The following is a 22,849-nucleotide window of genomic DNA, read 5'->3' as shown; positions in this document are numbered from 1 at the left end:
ATTATAAAATATAGTACTTATGAAATATAGTTAAAAACTCAAATTTATAAAGTATTTGGTTTTTTATGAATACTTGCTAACTTTCTTACTTTAGGGATTATAAAAAATAATATAGTTGCAGAAATGAAAGCAAGCATAGAAAGTGAAATAAATAATCCTTCATAACTTGAATTAGTTACTAGAGGGTTTGTATCAATATTTTTAGGAGCTATAGCAATAGAAAGCAGACTAGCGATGACTCCTGATGTACTACCTACTACTACCATCCAAGAACCCATCATTAGTCCTTGCAGCTTAGGAGTAGCAAGTTTACCAATCATAGCATATCCTGTAGGGCCTATAAGTAGCTCTCCTAAAGATTGGAAAAAATAACTAAGTATTAACCAAATGGCAGCGGTATATCCAGTTTTTCCAGATGTTAAAACTCCTAAAACGAGCATAAAAAAACCAATTCCCATAAATATAATTCCAAAGCAGAATTGCATAGGGAAAGAAAAAATGAATTTTTTACGTATAGTCACTAGCACTAAAGGAAGTAATGGTCCACCTACTGCAATAACTATAGTATTTACATTTTGGAACCATTGAGTAGGTATTGTCATTCCTAAAAAATCTCTATCCACATTTGATTGAGTAAATACAGTTAGAGCCATTGGTGCTAATGAATAGGCTGACCAAAAAACCAATCCAAATGTGGCTAAAATAACATAGGCATATACTTTATCTCTTTGAGCTTTCGTTTTTTGTTTTTTAGCAATTGGTATAAACATGAATAATAAACAAAGGCCAATAATAAGAGCTAAGATATTTGTATTTAATGGAAATTGAAGAGCTATAAATAAAATTATAATAGTTAATAAAACTATACCTAGGCCGTAAGAGTTATATTTTACGAGTATGGAATTTCCAACAATAGTTACTCTTCTAACTAAAGGGGTCGTTTTATCTGCGACAGTATTCCAGCCAATGGATAATAATACAAAGGCAATTATATTAGTTACAGTAGTTAATAAAAATAGAATATTATAACTTTGGCTTGAATGAAAGATTCCAGCAATAGTGAAGCCAATAAAAAAACCAACATTCATTCCAGCATAATTCCAAAAAAAAGCAGTTTCTCTTTGGTGATCATCTGACGAGAATTGTTGGGTTAGCATCATATTTATACAGGGAACATTTAATCCGCAACCAGTTAGAAATAAAGATAAAGCAATATATAAATTCCATACACTAGGTTTAATTAAGAAAAGGCATGCTAAGATTTGTAAAAACATACCTACTAGGAATAATACTCTGTAACTTACTAATCTACCTCCAATATATCCTCCTAAAATATGAAGACCATAATTAAAAGCAACAAAAACTCCCATAGTTGCACTAGCTTTTGCTACTGAAAAACCAAGTGCTTGAGTCATAAATAAAACAAGGGTTGAATATAATACTGCGAAACTTATAGTTGAGAATAATTGCGTAGCTAAAAGTACATTGGAAGCTTTTTTGAATGAAAAAGAATTCATAACTAAAATCCTAAACTAGTTAATAAAAACATTTTATATATAGTATTTTGAAAAGTATATCGACATTAACGTGTAGTTAAAAAAAAATGATAATGTTAGAATTAGGATAATTTATAAAAATATAAAATGTAAATTTAATTTTCATGAGTAAAAAACAAATAAAAGCGGTATCTCTAATTTCTGGTGGCTTAGACTCCATGTTGGCGACAAAACTAATGCAAGATCAGGGTATCCACGTTGAAGGAATTAACTTTTTTACAGGTTTTTGTGTAGAAGGGCATACCCATGCGATTCGTAAGCAGAAAGAAAATAAGCAAAAAAGGAATAATGCTCTTTGGGTGGCAGAGCAGCTTGGTATCCAACTACATATAATAGATGTGATTGAAGAGTATAAAGACGTGCTATTAAATCCTAAATATGGATATGGTGCAAATATGAATCCATGTCTTGATTGTAAAATTTTTATGGTTCGTAAAGCAAAAGAATGGGCTAAAGAAAATGGTTTTGATTTTATTATAACTGGTGAGGTTATAGGTCAAAGACCAATGTCTCAAAGAAAAGACACGATGCCCGTTGTTCAAAAGCAATCAGGAGTTGATGATTTGCTATTAAGACCTTTGAGTGCTCTTAATTTACCGGAAACGAAGCCAGAAAGAGAAGGTTGGGTTGATAGATCTAAACTTTTAGGCATAACTGGTAGAGGTCGAAAAGATCAAATGAAACTTGCTAAGGACTGGGGTATTGATGATTATGCCTCTCCTGCAGGTGGTTGTTGTTTTTTAACAGATAAACAATATTCTGACAAACTTGTTGATTTATGGAAGTCAAGAAACTCTAGAGATTATGAGTTTGATGACATTATGCTTTTAAAAGTTGGTAGACACATTCGTTTTAAACCAGATTTTAAATTAATCGTTGGAAGAGAAGAGGGTGAGAATAATTATTTAAATGGATATAAAAATCAATTTGTTAGCGCATATTGTTCGTCACACTCTGGTCCATTAGTTTTAATAGATGGAAAATTTGATAAGAATGATGAAGAACTTACAGCTAGTATTATTGGAAGATTTACTCAAGGAAAAACAGCTGATAGTGTGACAATAGTTTTTGGATATCTTGATGGAACAAACAAAGAAGTCACAATAAAACCAATGGCTAGTGATGATATAAAAGAAGAGTGGTATGTCTGATATGCAAGAACTGAAACTAGAAAGACTATTGTGTCCTATGCCTGTTATAAAAACTCAAAATAAACTAAGAAGTATGAAGTCTGGTGAGATTTTAAAGGTCATATGTACCGATCCTGGCACTATGCATGATATTCCTGCTTGGTGTAGGGTAAATGGTTATAGTATAGTTAAAGCAAGTAAAGAAAATGATGGAAAATTTGAATTTATTATAGAGGTTAAATAATGGATCAATCAATATTAAATATGTTAGTGTGCCCAGTTTGTAAATCAAATTTACATTATGATAAAGAAAAAAATATATTGGTCTGTAAAGCTGATAAGTTAGCCTATCCAATAAAGAATAATATTCCAGTAATGATAGTAGAAGAGGCTCAAAAGTTAAATATTGAAGAGATAAAGAAATATGGCTAGATATATTGTTATACCAGCAAGGTTAAAATCAACGAGACTTCCAAATAAAATGCTATTAGACATAGCAGGAAAGCCTATGATCCAGAGAGTTTATGAACAAGCTATACAGGCTAAAGGTTTTGATGATGTCATAATAGCTACAGATTCTTTAGAGATTAAAAATAAAGCTGAAGAGTTTAGTGCTAAAGTTGTTATGACTGCAGAAAGCCATGAGTCAGGAACAGATAGAATTGCTGAAGTAGTCGAAAAAATTGGCTTATTAAATAATGATATAGTTGTTAATGTCCAAGGAGATGAGCCTTTAATACCTATTAAAAATATAGAGCAAACTGCTAATTTATTAGAGCAAAAAGCAGAGGCAGTAGTTTCTACTTTATGTGAAAAAATTACTTCGAGTAAAGATGTTTATAATCCTAATAATGTAAAAGTGGTTTTTGATGATAATAAATATGCACTATATTTTAGTCGAGCGCCAATTCCTTGGGAAAGAGGTTTTTCAGAGGATAATATAGTAAACAAAGCTGAATATTTTAGACATATAGGAATTTATGGCTATAGAGTTGAGTTTCTTAAACAATATTCAGAACTTTCTCGTTCGCCTATTGAGCAGTATGAATCTTTAGAGCAATTAAGAGTTCTTTGGCATAGTAAGAAGATAGCGATAGAACATGCTTTAGAAAGTACACCTGCAGGAGTTGATACTTTAGCAGATTTAGAAAAAGTTAGGGAGTATTTTAATGTTTAAGCTAGATCAAAGATTAGAAAATGATACTTTTGAAGTAGCTGAGATTTTAGACTGTAAAGTTTTAGTTATGAATAACTCTTCTGTTCCTTGGTTTATAATTGTTCCTTTCACAGAGAAGACTGAATGGTATCAATTAGATGATTCTGTGCAATATAATATAAATAGCATTATGAATAATTTATCTATATTTTTGGAGAAAGAATATAAAGTTGATAAACTGAATATTGCTACTCTTGGGAATGTAGTTAAGCAAATGCATATACATGTGGTGGGGCGTTTTAAAACTGATCCAGCATGGCCAGCTCCAGTATGGGGTAATCTAGTAGCTAAAGAATATAGTGTTCAAGAGAAAGAAATAATTATAAAAAAGACACTAAAAGTTTTAGAAGAGATTGAGTTATAAAAAAGAATATATTAATCCAGTCGTTACAATATTTACAGAAACTCCATTAAAAGTTCTCGCATAAATATAATTAACTCCCAAACTTAAATTATCAATAAATTTAATAGGTGTTCCTATACTAAATGGAAAAACTACAAAGCCAGTTTGGGTGTTATTACTTTCAAGGTAAGAAGAAGGAGCTCCTTTAGCATTTTCAATATTTTGTATGCTATTGTGACTAAGTCCAGCTCCCACTCCAGCACCAAGCTCAAGATAGTCATTTATTTTATAATGATATTTCAGTATTCCCATATAGTTATTGTTTACTTGAGTAGTAGAGTAAGCATTTGATATTATTCCTGAATAACCAAATTCAGCCGCAAAACTTTCTGTAAATCTATAACCTGCGGTAGCAAATATTACTCCACCGGCAGGTGATGAAGTAGCTTGCCCCCATCCACCACTTATTCCTATAAAAGGAGCAGGCTCAAAATCTTTGGTATTCATATTGTCAAAATTATATACATTATAATATTCACTTTGATCTAATACATCTTCTTGCTTTAGAGTCTCAGAGCTAAAACATATGCTTGGTATAAGCAACAGGAGTATAAAAAAGAACTTATAATGTTTATAAAACATTTAATTTTAGATAATTAAAATACTTTTGAAAAAATATCAGGTAGATTAAATATTTATAATTGTTTATAGCAAAAATTAAGAATTTGCTTTGGCTAATTTTATATCTGCATTAAGAGTTATTTCTGTAGCAACATCCATTGGTTGTTGACTATAATTTGAGGGTCTAGCTACACTCATTAAATTAACAGTATCACTTCTCATAATCTGTTTAGACTGATATGAAGAGAATGTGATGTCATGAATAGTATATTTCTCATCAAATTTTTGATTTAAGTTTTTAGTTTGCTCTTTAGCTTTAGCTAGCATTTCTAATCTTAGATCATTTTTAGTATTTTCAATTTGTTCTAAAGTAGGTTTGTAATCGATAGATGAGATTTGATATTTTTTACCATTTGAACTTAATGAAGGAAGCTTTGTTGTAAGATCATTTATTTGATCAGAAGTTAAGCGATTCTTAAATAAGATATCTACATTTATCAAATCATTAGGAGTTTTATTTTGACTATAACTATATGTATCCCAATCTTTAGTATTCGTAATTTTATTTAGAGCTTCTTTTGTTTGCTGCTGAACTTTTGATAAATCATCAGGAACTATTGTAGCATTTAGCTCTACAATTACAGAAGCATCATTAGCTTTTATGGTTTTTTCAGAAGTAATTGTATAATTAAGAGTATCTAGTTTGCTACAATCGTGATCTTTTGCAAAAGAGACTGCAGGAATAAAAGAGAGTGTTAATAGTATGATATTAAGTTTTTTCATATTTCGCTCCAAAATATTTTAGATCATTAACTATGGTTTACAACTTTATGAGTACCATTGCAAGCTTTTGATATATAAAATAAAGGTTTTATTTTAAATCTATTAAAATAATTTTCTTCTAAGTAGTCTTTGTATTTTTCTAAAACATTTTCTTTAACTAGATGAATCGTACTTCCACCAAAACCACCACCTGTCATTCTTGCTCCATAAACGCCATCAAAAGTTTTAGAGAGTTCTACTAAATAATCAAGCTCATCACAGCTGACTTTATAATCATCTTTTAAAGAATCATGAGATTGATACATAAGCTGCCCAAGGTTTTGCCAATCTTTTTCTTGCATTGCATTAGCAGCATTAAGTACTCTATTATTTTCGGTGAACACATGTTTTGCTAAGAGATATTTCTCTTTAGAAAGGTTTTTATTTGTAATACTTAAAGAGTCATCTGTTAACTCTCTTAATGATTGTAAGCCATTAAAACTAGCAATACTTTCACAATCTTGTCTACGCTGGTTGTAAGCGGATTCAGCAAGATTGTGCTTAATGTTTGTATCACAAATTAATAAATAAGTATCACTTAAGTCAAAAGGAATATTTTTATAGGAAAAATTTTCACAATCTATTAGTGTGGCATTATCTTTGCTAGAAAAGACACATGCCATTTGGTCCATGATTCCACATTTTGTACCAATGTACTCATGTTCAACAAATTGAGCTATTTTAGTTATTTCTAAAGAAGATAGGTCTAATTTATTTATTTGATTATAGGCATAAGCAAGAGCTGTAGTTAGTGAGGCAGATGAAGATAGTCCAGCACCAAACGGTAAATTGCTATATATGTATATATCTACATTTGAATATTCTTTAGATAATGATCTATCAATTACTGTTTTAATAGTTCCTTTAATATAGTTTTGCCATGAATTTTCTAGTTTGTTTTCTACTTTTTTAGGATCAAAAGAAAATCTATCATCTAAGTTTTCACTATATACATTTATATGTGAGTCATTATTTTTAGCTATAGCAATAAAAGTTCCCATATTTATAGCTATAGGCATTACCAAACCGTTATTATAATCAGTATGTTCTCCAATTATATTTACACGTCCAGGCGAAAAGTATATTTCAGGATTTTTTGAATAAAGCTTTTTAAATTCATTAAATATATTGATTTCAGACACTAGATATCGACCTCAATATTTCTTAATGTTTCAGCAGCAAGTTCAGGAGTTATGTCTCTTTGAGATTCACCAAGCATTTCAAAACCGACCATAAATTTTTTCACAGTGGCTGACCTTAATAATGGTGGATAGAAATGAGCATGTAGTTGCCAGAAGTCATTTTTTTGAGCAAAAGGAGAACCATGCCATCCCATTGAATAAGGGAATGAAGTATTAAATAATTTATCGTATTTAACTAGAAGAGTTTTTAATATTTTAGAAAGACTTTCTATCTGTCTTTTACTTAGATAATTTAGATGACAGCATGGAAATCTTGGAAGAAGTAATGTTTCATAAGGCCAAGTTGCCCAAAAAGGAACCACAATTACCCAGTCACCATTTTTAGCTACTATACGATCTTTTTCTTTAATTTCTCTGTTTACATACTCAAGAAGTAAATTTTTATTATGACTCTTATAAAAATCTTTTTGATGAATGTATTCTTTTTCAGCCTCAGTCGGTAAAAAGTCACAAGCCCAAATTTGCCCATGAGGGTGAGGGTTTGAGCAGCCCATTATAGAGCCTTTATTTTCAAATACTTGTACCCATTGATATTGTTTGCTCAAATCATCAACTTCTGAAACCCATAGACCTATAACTTTTTTAATATCTTCAATTTCCATAGAAGCCATAGTTAAGTTATGTTTTGGAGAAAAACAGATAACTTTAGCAATGCCATTAGCTTCTTCTAATTGGAATAGTTCATCTGAATTATAAATTTGATTAGAACTGTCTTTAGTTAAAGCTGAAAAATCGTTTTCAAAAACAAAAGTCTCATTATAGTTTGGATTTATTTCATCATTTGCTCTTTTGTTTCCGGGACATAGATAACAACTAGAATCATATTCAGGAGAAATATTAGTATTTTCCTTTTCTGCTTGACCTTGCCAAGGTCTAGATAATCTATGTGGAGAAACAAGAACCCATTCTCCAGTTAAAGGATTTCTTCTACGATGTGAATAGTTAATTTGGTTCTTTGAGCTAGTTAATTTTGACATGTTTTTAAAGACAATAAATGTTCTATATCTAAAATACTTAGTATATCATTGAATTACTTTGCTGTATAAATATTTGTCTTGCAAGAGGAATCATATTATGACAAACGAAACATCAGAAAGAATTAATTTTATAACCATTAGAATAGCTTTTATAGCTGCACTAGCCGGATTATTGTTTGGTATGGATATTGGTTATGTTAATGGCTCTTTAAAATTTATTGCTCAGACTTTTGATCTTAATATCGATCAACAAGGTCATGTTTCTGGAGTTTTATTAGTAGGAGCTGCGCTTGGTGCTCTTGTTAGTGGATTTTTGTCTAAAAAATTTGGTAGAAGAAAAGTTTTATTAATTGCAGCAGCAATATTTTCAGTATTTACAATAGTTGGGATATTTGCGCCAAATTATGAAATTTTTATTTCTTCTAGATTTGTATTAGGTAATGCGGTTGGTATAGCTTCTTTCATTGCTCCATTATATTTATCTGAAATTTCACCTAAGAAATTCAGAGGAGCTTTGATAGCTATGTATCAATTAATGATTACTATTGGATTATTTTTAGTTTTTTTAACTAATTCGGCACTTGAGCATACTCACTCATGGAGAATGATGTTAGTTGTATTAGCAGTGCCATCAATATTAATGTTTTTAGGATGTTTATCTCTTCCAAGAAGTCCAAGATGGCTTGTATTAAAGGGTAAAGATGAAGAAGCTGAGTTTGTTCTTAAAAAAATTAGATTATGTGAAGTAGCAGCTGCAAGAGAACTTGAAGAAATTAAACAAACAACTCATAAGGGAGAAAAAGTTTTTTCTCTACTTAAACATAAGTTTTTTATAAAAATAGTTCTTTTAGGAATTGCTTTACAGGCATTTCAACAATTTACTGGTATGAATGCATTTATGTATTACTCATCAGATATTTTTGGAATGGCAGGTTTTACTAACCCAGCTACCTCAACTATAGTAATTGGGTTACTAAATATGTTGACTACTTTCTTAGCTATTAGATATGTAGATAAATTTGGACGTAAGCCGATACTTTATTTTGGATTAACTCTTTTAATAACATCATGTTTAGTGGTAGGCGTAATTTTCAAAACACACTTTATGTATGGTGAACCAATGATGCTTTCTGAAAGTTTACAGTGGGTTGCTTTAATATTCTGTTTATTGTTCATTTTTGGATTTGCGATATCTATGGGACCTGTCGTTTGGATTCTATGTGCTGAAATCCAACCTGTAGAAGGTCGAGATTTTGGTGTTACTGCTTCAACTATGGCTAACTGGATTTGTAATGCGATTATAGGAAACTTTGCATTAACTTGGCTAACTTTCTATCCGGCAAATACATTCTTTGGATTTGCTATATCTTGTTTAATTTGTGTAGTATTTGTTAAATTCTTTGTTCCAGAGACTAAAGATGTTTCTTTAGAAGAAATTGAGAATAATCTTAGAAGCGGAAAAAGACTAGCTCATATAGGACGTTAAACTAGTTTCTATTTGTATATATTTTATAAATAATGTATTCTTGCTTTGATAATTTATAATTGTGTAATAAACAATAATGAGGAATAGTAGTATGAAAGCATCTGCAAGACACTTGTTAGTTCAGTCTGAAGAAGAATGTAAAAAAATTAAACAAGATATTATTGATGGTAAAGTTTCATTTGAAGAAGCTGCAAAAAAACACTCTTTATGCCCATCTGGAGCAAGAGGTGGTGATTTAGGTACTTTTTCTCAAGGTCAAATGGTTCCTGAATTTGATAAAGTTGTATTCAATGATGAACTTAATGTTGTTCATGGACCAGTTAAAACACAGTTTGGATATCATCTATTAGAAGTTACTTCTCGCGGATAATCAAATAAAACTTATCAAAAGTTTTATTTCTCACTTATATTTTTTAGGTTAAATAATAAATGGATTCTGAAATTAAAAAAGATTTTCAATCATTAGGATTGAATGAAGATATTATATCTACAGTTAAGTCATTGGGTTATGAAAACCCAACGCCAATTCAACAATATGCAATACCTTATGTTTTATCAGGTAGAGATGTATTGGGTCAGGCACAAACGGGTACGGGTAAGACAGCAGCTTTTGCATTACCTCTTATTAATAATATGGATTTAAGTTCAAATAGTAGGTTGCCGCAAGTATTAGTACTAGCTCCTACTAGAGAATTAGCTATTCAAGTAGCAGAGCAGTTTGAAGCATTCTCAAAAAGAATTCCAAATTTAGAAGTTGTATCTATATATGGTGGTCAAGAGTATGGTGGCCAAATAAGAGCTTTAAAAGAAGGCGTGCAAGTAGTAGTTGGTACTGCTGGCAGAGTTATGGACCATATAAAGAAAGGAACACTTAAACTAGAAGGTTTAAAAACACTAGTTTTAGATGAAGCTGATGAAATGTTAAGAATGGGCTTTATTGACGATGTTAAATGGGTATTAAGTCATATAGATGACAGTTGTCAAAGATTATTATTTTCAGCTACAATTCCATCTGATATTGCAAATATTATAAAAGAACACCTTAGAAATCCTTGTAAAATTCAAGTTAAGTCTAAGACAGAAACTGCTAATACAATTACACAAAAATTTATAGTTATTAAAGGCTTTAAGAAAATAGATGCACTTGATAGGATTCTTGAAACAGAAGAAACTGATGGAGTAATCATATTTGTTAAGACTAAAACAAGTACTATAGAAGTTGCAGATAATTTGAAAGCTTTAGGATATAAAGTTGCGGCTATAAATGGTGATATGCAACAAAATCAAAGAGAATACATAATTGAACAGTTTAAGAATGGTAATTCTAGCATATTAGTTGCTACAGATGTAGTTGCTAGAGGTATAGACTTAGAAAGAATTAGTCATGTAATAAACTATGATATGCCAAATGATACAGACTCATATGTTCATAGAATAGGCAGAACTGGTAGAGCAGGCCGTGATGGAGTATCTATCGCACTAGTTCCATTAAAAGAGATGGGCTTTTTAAGAGTAGTTGAAAGAGCAACCCGTTCAAAGCTTGAAGAAATATTTATGCCTACAGCTCAGGAACTTTCTGCTGGTAGAATAGAAAAATTTAAGGCTAGAGTATTAGGCGCTGTCGAAAAAAATACTAGCTTAGAAAAATATAGAGATGCTATTTTAGAAATTAAAGAAGAAACTGGTTTAGAAACTGAAACTCTTTTAGCAGCATTGACTTTAATTGCTCAAGGTAATAAGACATTCTTCCCAAGAGAAATACAGGCTAAGCAAGAAAAAGAAAGATCTCCAAGAGAAAGAAAACCAAGAGATAGAGGAGAAAATAACTCTAGATTTGAGTCAAAACAAGATAGAAAACCTAGAAAATCTAGAGTTCCATCTGATATCAACTTGAGTACTTATAGAGTAGATGTTGGACGTGATAATGATATTGCACCTAGAAATATAGTTGGTGCAATAGCTAATGAAGGTGGTATAGATAGTAAATATATTTGTAATATATCTATTCAAAAAGACCATACATTAGTAGATTTACCAGCAAATTTGCCTCCTAAAGTTATAAATCACTTAAAGAAAATTTGGGTTGCGGGTAAAAAATTAAATATTTCACAAATTAATTAATCGAATCTCTTTTGTCAGTTAATCTAAGTGAGTAGTGATATCAATAATTCAAGGGGAATCTTTTCGCAAAGAATTTCTATAAAAGGATATCAAAATAATTAGATTCTAGAGATAATGTTACTGAATTTACTAAATTGTTTTATATAGTTGCTAAAAATTAAGAAACATTTAAGCTAGCCATCAATGGAGATTTTTAAAGATTTCTAAGGGGCTGTCCTAGATAAGTTTACTTTAAACTCTCTCTAACCCAGTGTCTAATTAGCTTTAGCTGCTCCTTAGAGTCACTGTGGTTAAACCTCCACTCACACTCTTTCAAAAACAAGAAAATGTTCTCTAGGAATACCATTGAATTTTCTTAAATGTCTCTTTGCTTGATTCCAGAAATTCTCTATACCATTTATATGATTATGCTTTTTAGCAAATAACTTACTATGATTAATTCTGTAATGTTTAAACTCAGATACATCTAGCGCATTATAGCTTCTAAAGGTATCTGTGTAAACGATACTATCAGGCTTAACCTTTTCTCTAATTATTGGTAGGTAGAGTAAAGTATCACTCTTAGCATCTGGAATAATTACTGTGTATACCTCCCATTACGTTTAAGTAAACCAAATACAGGAATTTTGCCACTAGCTCCTCTACCTCGTTTTCCTTTACGAGCTCCTCCAAAGTAACTTTCATCTACTTCAATTTCTCCAGCAAACATTTCTAAATGCTCACTGTTTTGATAAATAAGTAATCTTAATCTATGAAAATAATAGCTGGCTGTAGTCTTTGTTTACTGATACTAATTCTGATGTAGTTCGTGCCGTACTTCCTGCTATAAATAACTCTATTAACTTGTCTTGTTTGTATGAACTTAACCTACTTCTTCTCATCAAAACCATCCTAACATAACTTAGTTATCTAGGACGGCCCCTTTTCTAATATTGATCTAGACTCTTTTTAGAGCAGTATACAAAGGTTATTTATAAAGATCGAAAGAATTAGCATAACAATAAGTATCTTGTAGCACACAACAAATATTATTGATCGTCTAAAATTAGCTGCTAATGCTGTTTAACCAAATCATATAAGAAAGGTAATATGATAAGATTATAGACATAGTGAACTACAAGCAATAATATGTCATCCTGATCAAAAGTACATATTACCTATAATGCTAGAAGACATTAAATGATGATGGTACAGAAAAACAAGACTGCCGAATTAATGCAGCAGCTAAAAGGTTACTTCCTAAATTAACTAAGATGGGTTTTATATGGTTTGCTAATGTACAGATGCAACTAAGTCAATTTTAGATCAAAAAGAATATTTTATATTTAGTATAAAACAAGGAGATCATAAGTATCTATATGAATATATAAATACGCCAAATATAAATTTAATTTATAATTTTGAACGTTGAGAGTATATGTTATGTTTTCATCTAATACCCCTCCATCATTTAAAATAGTTTAATATTTTGGCTTCACTGAGAGGGGTTGCTATATCTAACCTCAGTTCGGAATTAAAGTATTGTAAATTAAAGGTTAGGGAGTATTTTTAGGTTAAAATAAGCAAAAAATCTTTAAATTCTGACAATAATGATAGATCAATTTATCTTAACCTTTTGCAGTATAGACGACTTTTGTATTATTTATCATAAATAATTACAAAGCAAGTCAATTGATTACAAAAAGAAAAAGGTTGGTTTAAAACCAAGTTTATTTTTAAGTGAAATAATGACTATTTTGATTATGTATCAAGCTGTTAGATATAAAGATTTTAAAACTTACTATGTTGAGCTTATAAAGATTTACTGGAAATATTATTTTCCTACATCTTCCTCTTATAATCGTTTTGTAGAACTAATAGATATAGCAATGTTACCTTTAATAGCATTCATATCAAGTAACCATGGTAAACATACAGATTTATATTTTATAGATGCTACTAAATTACTAGTTTGTCATAATCTAAGAGAGTATAGATATAAAGTATTTAAGAGTTTAGCGGCTAAAGGTAAGACTAGTACTGGATGGTTCTTTGGTTTCAAGCTTAATTATATTGGTGAAATTATTAGTATCAATATTAGCCCAGGAAATAAAGATGATAGGAGTTTCTTGACTAAATTATGCAAGGGGCTTAAAGGATTGGTATTTGGTGATAGAGGTTATATCTCTAAAGATAAAGCTCAACTATTTGAGAAACAAGGCTTAAAGCTTATAACCGCTTTAAAAAAGAATATGAAAAAAGTTCATAGACTGCTAAGAGATCTATCATTGAGATTATTTTTGATTATCTCAAAAATAATCTAACCTTATGGCACAGATCTATAAACAATGCTTTTACTCATCTTATGGCTACTTTGGCTCAATTTATTATAAGTCCAATTAAAATCAATAACTACAAGTATTTAAATATGAAATAATTTTGAACTGAGGTTATATCTATTGAAAAATAAAACATATAAATTAATATTATATTGATAATAACAACTCATTTTATAGTAAATATTCTAAACCTATTTACATCTTACAGAATAAGTGGTGAGAGACTTATTGATTGTTTTTTTTAAGTCAGAGAGTTTATTTTGTTCACAGTAATATTGAAAGTTATATTCATTTTCTATTTTCTTTGTTGAAAGAATTGATTCTTTTATGTCATCACAGGCAAATTCTAAGAAAGTTTCTAATAACCCTATTCTAGAGTAAGAATATAATAAATAAAAAATTCCATTTTTACATTCTTTAATACATTGATTTTCATATTTACAATTATATATTTTTTTTAAAATATCTTTTATATTATGATTAACTAATCTTGGTGACATTAATACAGTAAAAATAATGTGTGAATATTCGCTAATATTTAAAGCATATATTTTTGTATTTAATAAGTTAATAAATTCATCATATAAATATGAATAAGGATTAGTTTTATGATTTCTTAATGCATCTTTATATATGCTTGTTGTTGCTAAAGAGTAAATATTTATAGTAAAGTATGTATTGTTTAACTCTTCTAATGTTGCAATATCAAACTCTTTAATTAGCTGGCTATTAGAGTATAAAGGTATATGATTACGGAATGGGGTAATATAGTTACTGATATTTTGGTTGTATACTTCGAGATTATTAAAGTAGTTGTTTTGTCCAAAAAAATAAATATTATTGTCTTTTTTACAGACACATGCAATATGCTCAAATGTAGATATTGTTAAATAGACATTATTTTTTTCGTTTAAAAGTAATTGTATATAAAAAAACATGTGAGGTATTTTTTTTTGGTACAATTACAGATGTATAAATACATTCGATATCAGTCTTATATATTTCTTTTGTTAAACTGATATTTTCTTGAAAATGTGCAGGATTATAATTTACTTTATTATACTTAAATATATTATTTTTATTAGATATATATATATTTTGAAAATACAAAATATTTAATAAAAACATATACACTTCTTTGTAATTAGAACTATTAATATTTAAACTTAGAATATCCTGTATTAATTTATAAAAATTATTAAAATTACTTCCTTCTGATAATAATGCGTTTACACCATAATTATGAGATAATCCAAAACATAATCCATAATTAATATCATATTCTGTCAAATCTGGAAATTTTAGTTCATAATATTCTTGTTCACTGATTGTGGCTATACTGTTAGCAAGTTTTTCAAAATTGTTCGTAGAACTCTTTTCTAAAAAGTAATTTTGTTTAAAATAATGATCGTTTACACTTAAATGTTTGTTTACACTTAAATGTTTGTTTACACTTAAATGTTTGTTTACACTTAAATGTTTGTTTACACTTAAATGATTAGGATTTCTTTTACATCTAGAATTATGAGCATCACGAGAATTTTTGGATGTAGAGCTAAAGCCACAGTCAAATTTACATTTGAATTCCTTGCCTATATTATCAGGATTAGATTTGCAGGAGCTTTGATGAGTCGCTTTATTAGTTAAGTTGGTAGCTTTAAAACCACATTTAAACTTACATTCTAAATTTTCTATAGGTTTAAATTCACAATTTTTTTGATGAGTTGTAATACTATCCTTATCTTTGCCCTGAAAACTACATCCTTGAAACTTACAATTATAAATACCTGTCTCTTTAGGATTTAAAAGGCAATGTAAATGATGATTAGCAACACTAGCCCGGCTTTTGTTTTCAAAGCCACAGCCAAATTTACATTTGAATTCTTTGCCTATATTTTCAGGTCTAAAACGGCAATGGACTCTATGAGAACTAGTATTAGTCTTTTTTGTGGATTTATAAGTACAGTCTCCAAAACCACATGGAAAGTATTCTTCTTTCATAGACTCATTAGCTTTACTCGCCTTGTTTTTTAACAAAAAAATTGTAACAAATTTATCTCAAAATACAAATATTAAATATCAAAAAGCATACTTGGGTATTAAATTAACCTACGTTCGCTCAGGTAATCTTAGTGGATTGTGCTACTATCAATAATTCAATAGAGAATCTTTTGCAAACTTGTCTATTCTATTTAAAGCTTTAAACCTGTATAATTTATCGAACTAGCTATTTAATTATAATTTCTATAAATGAGTAACTATATCTTTATAGTTTCCGCACCATCTGGCGCTGGCAAAAGTTCCTTACTAAAAGCCTTTTTAGAAACAAAAACAGGTAAAAATAATTTTGTGGTTGCTACATCTCATACTACAAGAGAACCTCGTTTAGGCGAGACAAATGGTAAGGAATATTATTTTGTTACAGTTGCTGAGTTTGAAGAAATGCTTAGGCAAAATGGTTTTATAGAATATGCCAAAGTTTTTAAAAATTATTATGGTACATCAAAATATGAGATAGACAGACTTTTATCTCAAGGAAAAAATATAATATTAGAAATAGACTGGCAGGGTGCTAGACAAGCTAGAGAAATTTATAAAGATCAATGTAAGAGCTTATTTATACTTCCTCCTTCTTTAGAAGAGTTAAAAAGTAGACTAGTTAAAAGAAATACAGATTCTGAAGATGTTATAAAACATCGTATGGAACAAGCTGAAAATGAAATTTCACATGCTGATGAATATAATCAGAAAATAATAAATGATAATTTCGAAGAAGCTTTAGATAGTTTAACTAAGTATTTTATACAAAGTATAAAATCTTAATAAAACATCATAAAGGTGAGCTAAATGCTAAATCAAGATTTAATTTTAAGCAAAATAGAAGAAGCTAGAAAAAGCTTAAAAAATGAATTAATAAACGAAGAAGATAAAAGTTTATATATTCAAGAAATTAAAGATTTATTGAAAAAAAATAATGCTACTTTAGTAGCTCATTATTATGTAGATGCAGAAATTCAAAAACTTGCTGAAGAAACAGGTGGTTTTGTTGGTGATTCATTAGCAATGGCTAAGTTTGGTTTAGAAAGCCCTAGTAATACTTTAGTTGTGGCAGGGGTGAGATTTATGGGTGAGTCAGCTAAAATCTTAAGCCCTAATAAAAAAGTGATTATGCCAATGCTACAGGCTGAATGCTCTTTAGATCTAAGCTGTAGTAATGGGAAGTTTAAAGAATTTATTGATAAATACCCTGATAGAATCGTTGTGGTTTATGTAAATACATCAGCTGATATAAAGGCTTTAGCAGATTGGACTGTTACATCTTCTAATGTTTTAGAAATATGTGGACATTTGCATAAACAAGGAAAGAAAATTCTTTGGGGACCTGATAAGTATCTTGGTGGTTGGATACAAGAGCAGACTGGAGCGGATATGGTTCTTTATGATGGCAGTTGTATTGTTCATGAAGAGTTTAAAGCACAAGCATTAGACAATCTTATATTAGACTATCCAGAAGCAGCCGTATTAGTGCATCCAGAATCTCCAGCTGAGGTTGTAAAAAGAGCTGATGTGGTTGGTTCTACGGCACAGTTAATAAAAGCTAGTCAAGAGTTAGAAAATGATAGATTTATCGTGGCTACAGATACTGGTGTATTTTATAAGATGAAACAACTATCACCAAAAAAAGAGTTTATTCCTGCACCAACAGCAGGACGAGGAGCAACTTGTCAGTCTTGTGCTAAATGTCCATGGATGAAATTAAATCAATTAAGAAACTTAAAAGCTTGCCTAATAGATCAAAAAAATGAAATTTTTGTAAATGAAGATATTCGTCAAAAGGCTCTAATTCCTTTAGATAGAATGGTCAATTTTTAATTCTTTAGTGAGGTATAGAAATGTCTCAAAATATTCTTAATAAAAACCAAGTTGAAAAAGTATCAGTAAACATCATAAAAGAAAGTGTAGAAATAGCTTTAAGAGAAGATATTGGCAGTGGAGACATTACAGCGGAGTTAGTCGAAGATATAGATACTTCAGCTTTTTGTATAACTAGAAGTGATATGATTCTTTGTGGACAAGATTTTGTAAATGAAGTTTTAAAGCAAGTTGATTCAAATATTAAAATACACTGGCATTTTAAAGATGGTAGTAAAGTGGCTGCAGGCAGTAAGATTTTTGAATTATCTGGAAATGCTAGAAGTATATTAACTGCTGAAAGAAGTGCTTTAAATTTTTTACAAATGCTTTCAGCAACAGCTACGGAAACTTTTATATTACAAAGCTTAATTAGTAATTATAAAACTAAACTTTTAGATACTAGAAAAACTATTCCTGGATTCCGTATGGCTCAGAAATATGCAGTTAGATGTGGTGGAGGATATAACCATAGAATTGGTCTTTTTGATGCATATCTAATAAAAGAGAATCATATTAGATCTGCTGGAGGAATAGAAAAGGCTATAGCTAAAGCTCGTAAGTTGAATGAATCTAAAATGGTTGAAGTTGAAGTAACTAATTTTGAGGAGCTAGATCAAGCTATAGCTACAAAAGCTGATATAGTTATGTTAGATAATTTTTCTTTAAAAAATATTGAAGAAGCCGTTGAGTTAGCTAAAAATAATGTGTTATTAGAAGTTTCTGGTAATGTTGATGAAGAAACTATTGTTGATATAGCAAAAACTGGGGTTGATTTTATTTCAGTAGGAGCTATTACTAAAAATATAAAAGCAATAGATCTTTCTATGCAGATAGAACTTTAATCATGATCACAAAAAAACACGATGTAGTAATCGTTGGTAGTGGATTGGCTGGAGTAGCGACAGCAACAGAATTATTATCTCAAGGTTTTGATGTTGCTTTATTATGTGATAAAGATATAGGAATATCAGCTAGTTTTTATGCTCAAGGTGGCATAGCTGCAGTTGTTTCAGAAAAAGACTCTATAGATCTTCATACTAAAGATACTATGGTTGCTAGTGGAAATGCAGCAGAACTTGATAGTGTGAAGTATGTAGTAGGAAACTCATTTAAGGCTATTAAGTGGTTAGAAAAAAAAGGTGTTGTTTTCGATAGAGAGGAAGGTAAGTATAGCCTTCATTTAGAAGGTGGGCATTCACTAGGTAGGGTTCTACATATAAAAGACTATACTGGAAAAGCTATACAAACAACTCTCCTTGAAAAAATAGTTGGTCATGAGAAACTTACTGTTTATAAACAATCTTCTGCATTTAGAATTTTTAAAAAAGACAACAAGTGTGCTGGGATCTATGCTTATAATGGAAATGCTATACTAAAAATATTTTCAAAAAATATAGTTTTAGCTACTGGTGGAGCATCAGGAATTTATAAATATTCAACTAATGCTTATGCTTTTATAGGCTCTGGGATGATAATGGCTCATGATGCTGGTTGTAAGTTAAAGAATTTAGAGTTTACTCAGTTTCATCCTACATGTTTCTTTGATAAGCATGGTGAGCCACTTTTAATATCTGAAGCAATCAGAGGTAATGGCGCTAAGCTAGAATTAGAAAGTGGTTATAGAATCATGCAATCTATACATAAGTTAGAAGATTTAGCGCCAAGAGATATCGTGGCTAGACAGATTTATGTAAATATGCAAAAAGGTCATACTATTTATTTAAATGCTACACATATGAATAAAACTGAATGGGAAGATAGGTTTCCATTTATTTATCAAAGATTATTAGAAAATAATATAAATCCTGTAAAAGATAGAATTCCTATCGCACCAGCAGCACATTATAGTTGTGGTGGAATAGAAGTGAATGGCAAATCACAAACAGCTATAGAGGGATTATATGCTATAGGAGAGTGTTCATACACTGGATTGCATGGGGCTAATAGATTAGCTAGTAATTCATTATTAGAATGTATTGTTTATGCTTTAGCAGCTTCTAAAGATATTATAGATAAACCATTATCTTCAGATGATTCTAGTTCTGATATAAATGAAGAGATAATGCTTTGTAATATGAATTTTGACATCTCTAAATATGTGCAAGAAATAAAACAAATTATGTGGGATAAAGTTGGTTTGGTTAGAAAAAAAGCAAAGCTTTTAGAAGCACAGGAAGAAATAAATGCTATATATAACAAGGTAGAAAAAAATATTTCAGTAACTAGTTTTGATAGTAAGCTAAATTTCTTATTTAAACTTGTATCAATTGCAAAATTAACAGTTGAAAGTGCTCTAAAAAGAGAGAGTAGTATTGGTAGTCATTATTTAGATTAATTTCTTCTAATAAACTGTTTTACCCTAACAGCTATAACCCCACATAACATCGAGTAAAAAATATTTATAATTAGTGGTACTAAATAACCAATAATCATAAAAAAAGTTGCATGAATAGTTAACAATGCTTTTTCTGGGGATTTATTAAGTTTTGTAGCAACCCATTGTATGAAATCCTCTCTAAAGAAAAGATCTGGAGCAACTTGTGTCTTAGTAGTAAATACAATATTTGAAAGTGCTGCTACGAAAATACCTGGATCTACCATTATTGAATCATAATCAAGACGACCTATTTTGAAGGTTTTATAGTAAACAACTTGTAAATGATTATATTCGCAAACTATAAGCATAATGACAAATACAATTAGATATATTTTGAAATCAATTGGAGGAAGTTTATTAACTAAAACTAATTTAATAAATAGAGCTACAAATATTATAAAAATAACACCTATAATAAAAGAAATAGCATTTATATAAGCTAAGAATACTATAATAAAAGAACAAAATATCATCCAGTTAAATAGTTTCCACATCTTTGGCTTAAGTATTGAAATATTTTCCTCAGGCTGTGTAATATCTTTATTTTTCATTTAAGTAACTATACTATGTATTAGTATGATTTTAATCTTAAAGCTAAGTAGTAGCAAGAAAGAGACATTATGATATTACCAAAATCTTCTAGATGTATATTTGAGTTATTAGAAAATACTATTAAATACAAAGGCTATTAGGAAATATATGAATATAAAAACTAAAAAAATCACATTATTATCATTATTAACATTCTCTATGACCGCAGTTAATGCAGATAATTTAGATACATATAGAGATCAAATAAATAATATTGATAGTCAGATAATAAAGCTAATTGCTGAAAGAAATAATGTTTCTATTAAAGTTGGGGATTATAAGAAGCAGCATGATTTACCTATATATGTGCCTGAAAGGGAAGCAAAGTTAAAAAAAGCTCACACAAAGCTAGCCGAAGAGAATAAAGTTTCTCCAGATATGATTAATGAAATTTTTGATATAATAATAAGTAATTCAAAACAATTACAAAAATAAAGAAGTCTTAAATAGAGAAGAGTTTATGAGTATTTATGATTTTAAATTAACAGCTAATGATGGATCAGCATTTGAACTACCTAAAGGTAAGGTTTTATTGATAGTAAATGTAGCTAGTAAATGTGGATTTACTAAACAGTATGAAGGCTTACAAGATCTGTATCAAAAGTATGAAGACTTAGAGATAATAGGTTTTCCTTGTAACTCTTTTGGTGGGCAAGAGCCAGGGTCTGATGAGGAAATAAAAAACTTCTGCTCGACTACTTATAATGTCACTTTTCCAATTATGAAGAAAACTAATGTAAATGGAAAAGATGTAGAACCAATTTATAAATTCCTAAAAGAAAATGCTAAAGGTATTTTAGGTACAGAAAAAATAAAGTGGAATTTTACTAAATTTTTAGTAAGTAGAGATGGTAATCAGATAGAAAGATTTGCACCACAAAAAACTCCAGGAGAGTTAATACCAACTATAGAAAAGCTACTAAAAAGTTCAGTTCTCTAAATCATCAATTGCTTTTAACAATTACATAATCTGATCTTTTTATATTATAATTATTTCTTTGTCAGAAGATTAAAATCAATATGATAAGTTCATCTTTAGGTTACATATCATCACTTTTATTAATTTCTAGTATTATTGTTTATGTAGCAGCGAAATCAAAGCGTAGATTTTTTGAATATGTACCGGCAATAGTATTAATTTATTTTATTATCGTAATTTTATCTATATGTGGATTGTGGGATACAACATCTACAGAAATACAGCAAACAAAATCAAGTTTACAGCATACTATATTACCTGTAATGTTATTTTTGATGTTAATTAATTGTGATATTAGAATAGTAGTTAAACTTGGTAGGAAATTGCTTATAGCATTCTTTGGAGCTTCATTAACTATAATTATTGGCTTTATAGTAATGTATATACTAGTTGGTAAGTATATAGCACTAGATGCATGGAAAGGATTTGCTGCATTATCAGGAAGCTGGATGGGTGGTATGGGCAATATGGTTGCAGTTAAGCAGGCTTTAAATACTCCAGATACACAAATGAGTTATATACTTTTAACAGACTCTATAAGCTATACAGTATGGTTTGCTTTCTTATTCGCATTGATTTCTAGATCTAAGGTTTTTGATAAGTGGGTAAAGGCTTCTGATATTGAGGATCATGTAAATTCAATAAACTTTAAAGAAAAAGAAAACCACATTAATTTTGCAGGCATGTTTATATTAATTGGTGTAGCATTTACAGCTAGTTGTATATCTTATAAATTAGCAGATTATTTACCAGAGACAACATTAATCTCTACATCAACATGGGGAATATTAATAGTTACAGTATTTGGTTTTATAATGGCTATGACTCCATTAGCTAAGATTAAGGGAGATGATATATTAGCAAATATGTTTTTATATTCTTTAATAGCCTTAATAGCTTCAGGATCTAGTTTTAAAGGGTTTAGTGATGCTCCAACTTATATAGTATGTGGTTTCATAGTATTAGCAGTACATGGGATACTTATGTTAATCTTAGCTAAGATATTTAGATTAAATTTATCAATATGTTCAATAGCTTCTTTAGCAAATATAGGAGGTATTGGTGGATCAACAATATTAGCTAGTGCTTATGCGAAAAACCTCATATCAATAGCTATAATAATGTCATTACTAGGTTTTGCAATAGGGACAGAAGGTGGTTTAGTAGTTGCTAAAATACTATCAGGATTTTAATT

The 22,849-nt window shown here is 29.6% G+C and carries 23 protein-coding genes and 2 pseudogenes; 16 read left to right on the top strand and 9 right to left on the bottom strand.

The window, feature by feature from the left end; genetic code table 11:
* Window positions 1-44: 44 nt before the first annotated feature.
* Complete coding sequence (locus tag KX01_RS07170; protein WP_071664336.1) at window positions 45-1,517, bottom strand: peptide MFS transporter; 1,473 nt, start codon at window positions 1,515-1,517, stop codon at window positions 45-47.
* Between the two features lie 143 nt (window positions 1,518-1,660).
* On the opposite strand from KX01_RS07170, the gene KX01_RS07165 reads away from it, so the two are divergent.
* Genes KX01_RS07165 through KX01_RS07145 form a run of 5 tightly spaced genes read left to right on the top strand, consistent with a single transcriptional unit; the run spans window position 1,661 to window position 4,266 of the window.
* Window positions 1,661-2,707 (top strand): tRNA (5-methylaminomethyl-2-thiouridylate)-methyltransferase, encoded by a 1,047-nt coding sequence (locus KX01_RS07165; RefSeq protein ID WP_071664335.1) that lies wholly within the window; start codon window positions 1,661-1,663, stop codon window positions 2,705-2,707.
* Window positions 2,700-2,930, top strand: a complete 231-nt coding sequence (locus KX01_RS07160; protein ID WP_119330670.1) for a sulfurtransferase TusA family protein — start codon at window positions 2,700-2,702, stop codon at window positions 2,928-2,930. Before KX01_RS07165 ends, KX01_RS07160 begins: the two co-directional genes overlap by 8 nt.
* The gene (locus tag KX01_RS07155) at window positions 2,930-3,118 is read left to right on the top strand and encodes a Trm112 family protein (RefSeq protein ID WP_071664334.1); all 189 of its coding nucleotides are present in this window, start codon (window positions 2,930-2,932) and stop codon (window positions 3,116-3,118) included. The genes KX01_RS07160 and KX01_RS07155 overlap by 1 nt, the downstream gene beginning before the upstream one ends.
* Window positions 3,111-3,863, top strand: a complete 753-nt coding sequence (gene kdsB / locus KX01_RS07150) for a 3-deoxy-manno-octulosonate cytidylyltransferase (protein WP_071664333.1) — start codon at window positions 3,111-3,113, stop codon at window positions 3,861-3,863. The genes KX01_RS07155 and kdsB overlap by 8 nt, the downstream gene beginning before the upstream one ends.
* Window positions 3,856-4,266 carry an HIT domain-containing protein gene (locus KX01_RS07145; RefSeq protein ID WP_071664332.1) on the top strand — a complete coding sequence of 137 codons (411 nt, stop codon included), beginning with the start codon at window positions 3,856-3,858 and terminating at the stop codon, window positions 4,264-4,266. Before kdsB ends, KX01_RS07145 begins: the two co-directional genes overlap by 8 nt.
* On the opposite strand, the gene KX01_RS07140 is transcribed toward KX01_RS07145, so the two are convergent.
* The 4 genes from KX01_RS07140 to KX01_RS07125 form a co-directional block, all read right to left on the bottom strand.
* Window positions 4,261-4,887, bottom strand: coding sequence for an outer membrane beta-barrel protein (locus tag KX01_RS07140; RefSeq protein ID WP_083578913.1), 627 nt, complete (start codon window positions 4,885-4,887; stop codon window positions 4,261-4,263). The genes KX01_RS07145 and KX01_RS07140 overlap by 6 nt on opposite strands.
* A gap of 75 nt (window positions 4,888-4,962) precedes the next feature.
* Window positions 4,963-5,649 carry a hypothetical protein gene (locus tag KX01_RS07135; protein WP_071664331.1) on the bottom strand — a complete coding sequence of 229 codons (687 nt, stop codon included), beginning with the start codon at window positions 5,647-5,649 and terminating at the stop codon, window positions 4,963-4,965.
* 26 nt (window positions 5,650-5,675) lie between these two features.
* Window positions 5,676-6,830 (bottom strand): galactokinase, encoded by a 1,155-nt coding sequence (galK, locus tag KX01_RS07130; protein WP_071664330.1) that lies wholly within the window; start codon window positions 6,828-6,830, stop codon window positions 5,676-5,678.
* Window positions 6,830-7,867 carry a UDP-glucose--hexose-1-phosphate uridylyltransferase gene (locus tag KX01_RS07125; protein ID WP_071664329.1) on the bottom strand — a complete coding sequence of 346 codons (1,038 nt, stop codon included), beginning with the start codon at window positions 7,865-7,867 and terminating at the stop codon, window positions 6,830-6,832. The genes galK and KX01_RS07125 overlap by 1 nt, the downstream gene beginning before the upstream one ends.
* Before the next feature lie 97 nt (window positions 7,868-7,964).
* Here KX01_RS07125 and KX01_RS07120 point away from each other — a divergent pair, with 97 nt between their 5' ends.
* The 3 genes from KX01_RS07120 (at window position 7,965) to KX01_RS07110 (ending at window position 11,474) form a co-directional block, all read left to right on the top strand.
* A complete protein-coding gene (locus KX01_RS07120; RefSeq protein ID WP_071664328.1) occupies window positions 7,965-9,353 on the top strand; it encodes a sugar porter family MFS transporter in 1,389 nt (462 codons plus the stop codon).
* 91 nt (window positions 9,354-9,444) lie between these two features.
* The gene (locus KX01_RS07115; RefSeq protein ID WP_071664327.1) at window positions 9,445-9,723 is read left to right on the top strand and encodes a peptidylprolyl isomerase; all 279 of its coding nucleotides are present in this window, start codon (window positions 9,445-9,447) and stop codon (window positions 9,721-9,723) included.
* A gap of 59 nt (window positions 9,724-9,782) precedes the next feature.
* Complete coding sequence (locus tag KX01_RS07110; RefSeq protein ID WP_071664326.1) at window positions 9,783-11,474, top strand: DEAD/DEAH box helicase; 1,692 nt, start codon at window positions 9,783-9,785, stop codon at window positions 11,472-11,474.
* A gap of 226 nt (window positions 11,475-11,700) precedes the next feature.
* Here the strand turns inward: KX01_RS07110 and KX01_RS09315 are convergent.
* Window positions 11,701-12,355, bottom strand: a pseudogene (locus KX01_RS09315) (IS1595 family transposase).
* 708 nt (window positions 12,356-13,063) lie between these two features.
* On the opposite strand from KX01_RS09315, the pseudogene KX01_RS07095 reads away from it, so the two are divergent.
* Window positions 13,064-13,890: pseudogene (locus KX01_RS07095) on the top strand (IS982 family transposase).
* Window positions 13,891-13,983: 93 nt separating this feature from the next.
* Here KX01_RS07095 and KX01_RS07090 read toward each other — a convergent pair.
* Both KX01_RS07090 and KX01_RS07085 read right to left on the bottom strand, forming a co-directional pair.
* Window positions 13,984-14,730 (bottom strand): hypothetical protein, encoded by a 747-nt coding sequence (locus KX01_RS07090; protein WP_071664325.1) that lies wholly within the window; start codon window positions 14,728-14,730, stop codon window positions 13,984-13,986.
* Window positions 14,690-15,793: a hypothetical protein gene (locus KX01_RS07085; protein ID WP_071664324.1), complete on the bottom strand. Its 1,104-nt coding sequence runs from the start codon at window positions 15,791-15,793 to the stop codon at window positions 14,690-14,692. Before KX01_RS07085 ends, KX01_RS07090 begins: the two co-directional genes overlap by 41 nt.
* A gap of 249 nt (window positions 15,794-16,042) precedes the next feature.
* Here KX01_RS07085 and gmk point away from each other — a divergent pair, with 249 nt between their 5' ends.
* Genes gmk through nadB form a run of 4 tightly spaced genes read left to right on the top strand, consistent with a single transcriptional unit; the run spans window position 16,043 to window position 20,042 of the window.
* On the top strand, window positions 16,043-16,615 hold the full coding sequence (gmk, locus tag KX01_RS07080) for a guanylate kinase (protein ID WP_071664323.1): 573 nt from the start codon (window positions 16,043-16,045) through the stop codon (window positions 16,613-16,615).
* A 24-nt stretch (window positions 16,616-16,639) separates the two neighbouring features.
* Window positions 16,640-17,665: a quinolinate synthase NadA gene (nadA, locus tag KX01_RS07075; protein ID WP_071664322.1), complete on the top strand. Its 1,026-nt coding sequence runs from the start codon at window positions 16,640-16,642 to the stop codon at window positions 17,663-17,665.
* A gap of 20 nt (window positions 17,666-17,685) precedes the next feature.
* Complete coding sequence (gene nadC / locus KX01_RS07070) at window positions 17,686-18,549, top strand: carboxylating nicotinate-nucleotide diphosphorylase (RefSeq protein WP_071664321.1); 864 nt, start codon at window positions 17,686-17,688, stop codon at window positions 18,547-18,549.
* A gap of 2 nt (window positions 18,550-18,551) precedes the next feature.
* Window positions 18,552-20,042, top strand: coding sequence for an L-aspartate oxidase (nadB, locus tag KX01_RS07065; RefSeq protein WP_071664320.1), 1,491 nt, complete (start codon window positions 18,552-18,554; stop codon window positions 20,040-20,042).
* Here the strand turns inward: nadB and KX01_RS07060 are convergent.
* Window positions 20,039-20,635, bottom strand: coding sequence for a hypothetical protein (locus KX01_RS07060; RefSeq protein ID WP_071664319.1), 597 nt, complete (start codon window positions 20,633-20,635; stop codon window positions 20,039-20,041). The genes nadB and KX01_RS07060 overlap by 4 nt on opposite strands.
* Window positions 20,636-20,783: 148 nt before the next feature.
* Between KX01_RS07060 and KX01_RS07055 the strand changes: the two genes are divergently transcribed.
* The 3 genes from KX01_RS07055 to KX01_RS07045 all read left to right on the top strand — a co-directional run bounded on the left by KX01_RS07055 (window position 20,784) and on the right by KX01_RS07045 (window position 22,847).
* Window positions 20,784-21,110 (top strand): chorismate mutase, encoded by a 327-nt coding sequence (locus tag KX01_RS07055; RefSeq protein ID WP_071664318.1) that lies wholly within the window; start codon window positions 20,784-20,786, stop codon window positions 21,108-21,110.
* 25 nt (window positions 21,111-21,135) lie between these two features.
* Window positions 21,136-21,615 carry a glutathione peroxidase gene (locus KX01_RS07050; protein WP_071664317.1) on the top strand — a complete coding sequence of 160 codons (480 nt, stop codon included), beginning with the start codon at window positions 21,136-21,138 and terminating at the stop codon, window positions 21,613-21,615.
* An 80-nt stretch (window positions 21,616-21,695) separates the two neighbouring features.
* Entirely contained in the window at window positions 21,696-22,847 is a 1,152-nt protein-coding gene (locus KX01_RS07045; RefSeq protein ID WP_071664316.1) for a DUF819 family protein, read from the top strand.
* Window positions 22,848-22,849: the final 2 nt, after the last annotated feature.

The organism is Francisella frigiditurris, assembly GCF_001880225.1.
Lineage (GTDB): Bacteria > Pseudomonadota > Gammaproteobacteria > Francisellales > Francisellaceae > Francisella > Francisella frigiditurris.
Note: the sequence above shows the minus strand (reverse complement) of the source record. Positions and strands in the feature narration are given on the sequence as shown.

Coding starts and splice junctions, on each gene's coding strand:
- kdsB (WP_071664333.1), top strand. CDS start 3,111: ATGGCTAGATATATTGTTATACCAGCAAGGTTAAAATCAACGAGACTT.
- KX01_RS07135 (WP_071664331.1), bottom strand. CDS start 5,649: ATGAAAAAACTTAATATCATACTATTAACACTCTCTTTTATTCCTGCA.
- KX01_RS07140 (WP_083578913.1), bottom strand. CDS start 4,887: ATGTTTTATAAACATTATAAGTTCTTTTTTATACTCCTGTTGCTTATA.
- KX01_RS07165 (WP_071664335.1), top strand. CDS start 1,661: ATGAGTAAAAAACAAATAAAAGCGGTATCTCTAATTTCTGGTGGCTTA.
- KX01_RS07085 (WP_071664324.1), bottom strand. CDS start 15,793: ATGAAAGAAGAATACTTTCCATGTGGTTTTGGAGACTGTACTTATAAA.
- nadC (WP_071664321.1), top strand. CDS start 17,686: ATGTCTCAAAATATTCTTAATAAAAACCAAGTTGAAAAAGTATCAGTA.
- KX01_RS07145 (WP_071664332.1), top strand. CDS start 3,856: ATGTTTAAGCTAGATCAAAGATTAGAAAATGATACTTTTGAAGTAGCT.
- KX01_RS07160 (WP_119330670.1), top strand. CDS start 2,700: ATGTCTGATATGCAAGAACTGAAACTAGAAAGACTATTGTGTCCTATG.
- KX01_RS07090 (WP_071664325.1), bottom strand. CDS start 14,730: ATGTTTTTTTATATACAATTACTTTTAAACGAAAAAAATAATGTCTAT.
- KX01_RS07115 (WP_071664327.1), top strand. CDS start 9,445: ATGAAAGCATCTGCAAGACACTTGTTAGTTCAGTCTGAAGAAGAATGT.
- nadB (WP_071664320.1), top strand. CDS start 18,552: ATGATCACAAAAAAACACGATGTAGTAATCGTTGGTAGTGGATTGGCT.
- nadA (WP_071664322.1), top strand. CDS start 16,640: ATGCTAAATCAAGATTTAATTTTAAGCAAAATAGAAGAAGCTAGAAAA.
- KX01_RS07120 (WP_071664328.1), top strand. CDS start 7,965: ATGACAAACGAAACATCAGAAAGAATTAATTTTATAACCATTAGAATA.
- KX01_RS07050 (WP_071664317.1), top strand. CDS start 21,136: ATGAGTATTTATGATTTTAAATTAACAGCTAATGATGGATCAGCATTT.
- KX01_RS07110 (WP_071664326.1), top strand. CDS start 9,783: ATGGATTCTGAAATTAAAAAAGATTTTCAATCATTAGGATTGAATGAA.
- KX01_RS07170 (WP_071664336.1), bottom strand. CDS start 1,517: ATGAATTCTTTTTCATTCAAAAAAGCTTCCAATGTACTTTTAGCTACG.
- KX01_RS07155 (WP_071664334.1), top strand. CDS start 2,930: ATGGATCAATCAATATTAAATATGTTAGTGTGCCCAGTTTGTAAATCA.
- KX01_RS07125 (WP_071664329.1), bottom strand. CDS start 7,867: ATGTCAAAATTAACTAGCTCAAAGAACCAAATTAACTATTCACATCGT.
- KX01_RS07045 (WP_071664316.1), top strand. CDS start 21,696: ATGATAAGTTCATCTTTAGGTTACATATCATCACTTTTATTAATTTCT.
- KX01_RS07055 (WP_071664318.1), top strand. CDS start 20,784: ATGAATATAAAAACTAAAAAAATCACATTATTATCATTATTAACATTC.
- KX01_RS07060 (WP_071664319.1), bottom strand. CDS start 20,635: ATGAAAAATAAAGATATTACACAGCCTGAGGAAAATATTTCAATACTT.
- gmk (WP_071664323.1), top strand. CDS start 16,043: ATGAGTAACTATATCTTTATAGTTTCCGCACCATCTGGCGCTGGCAAA.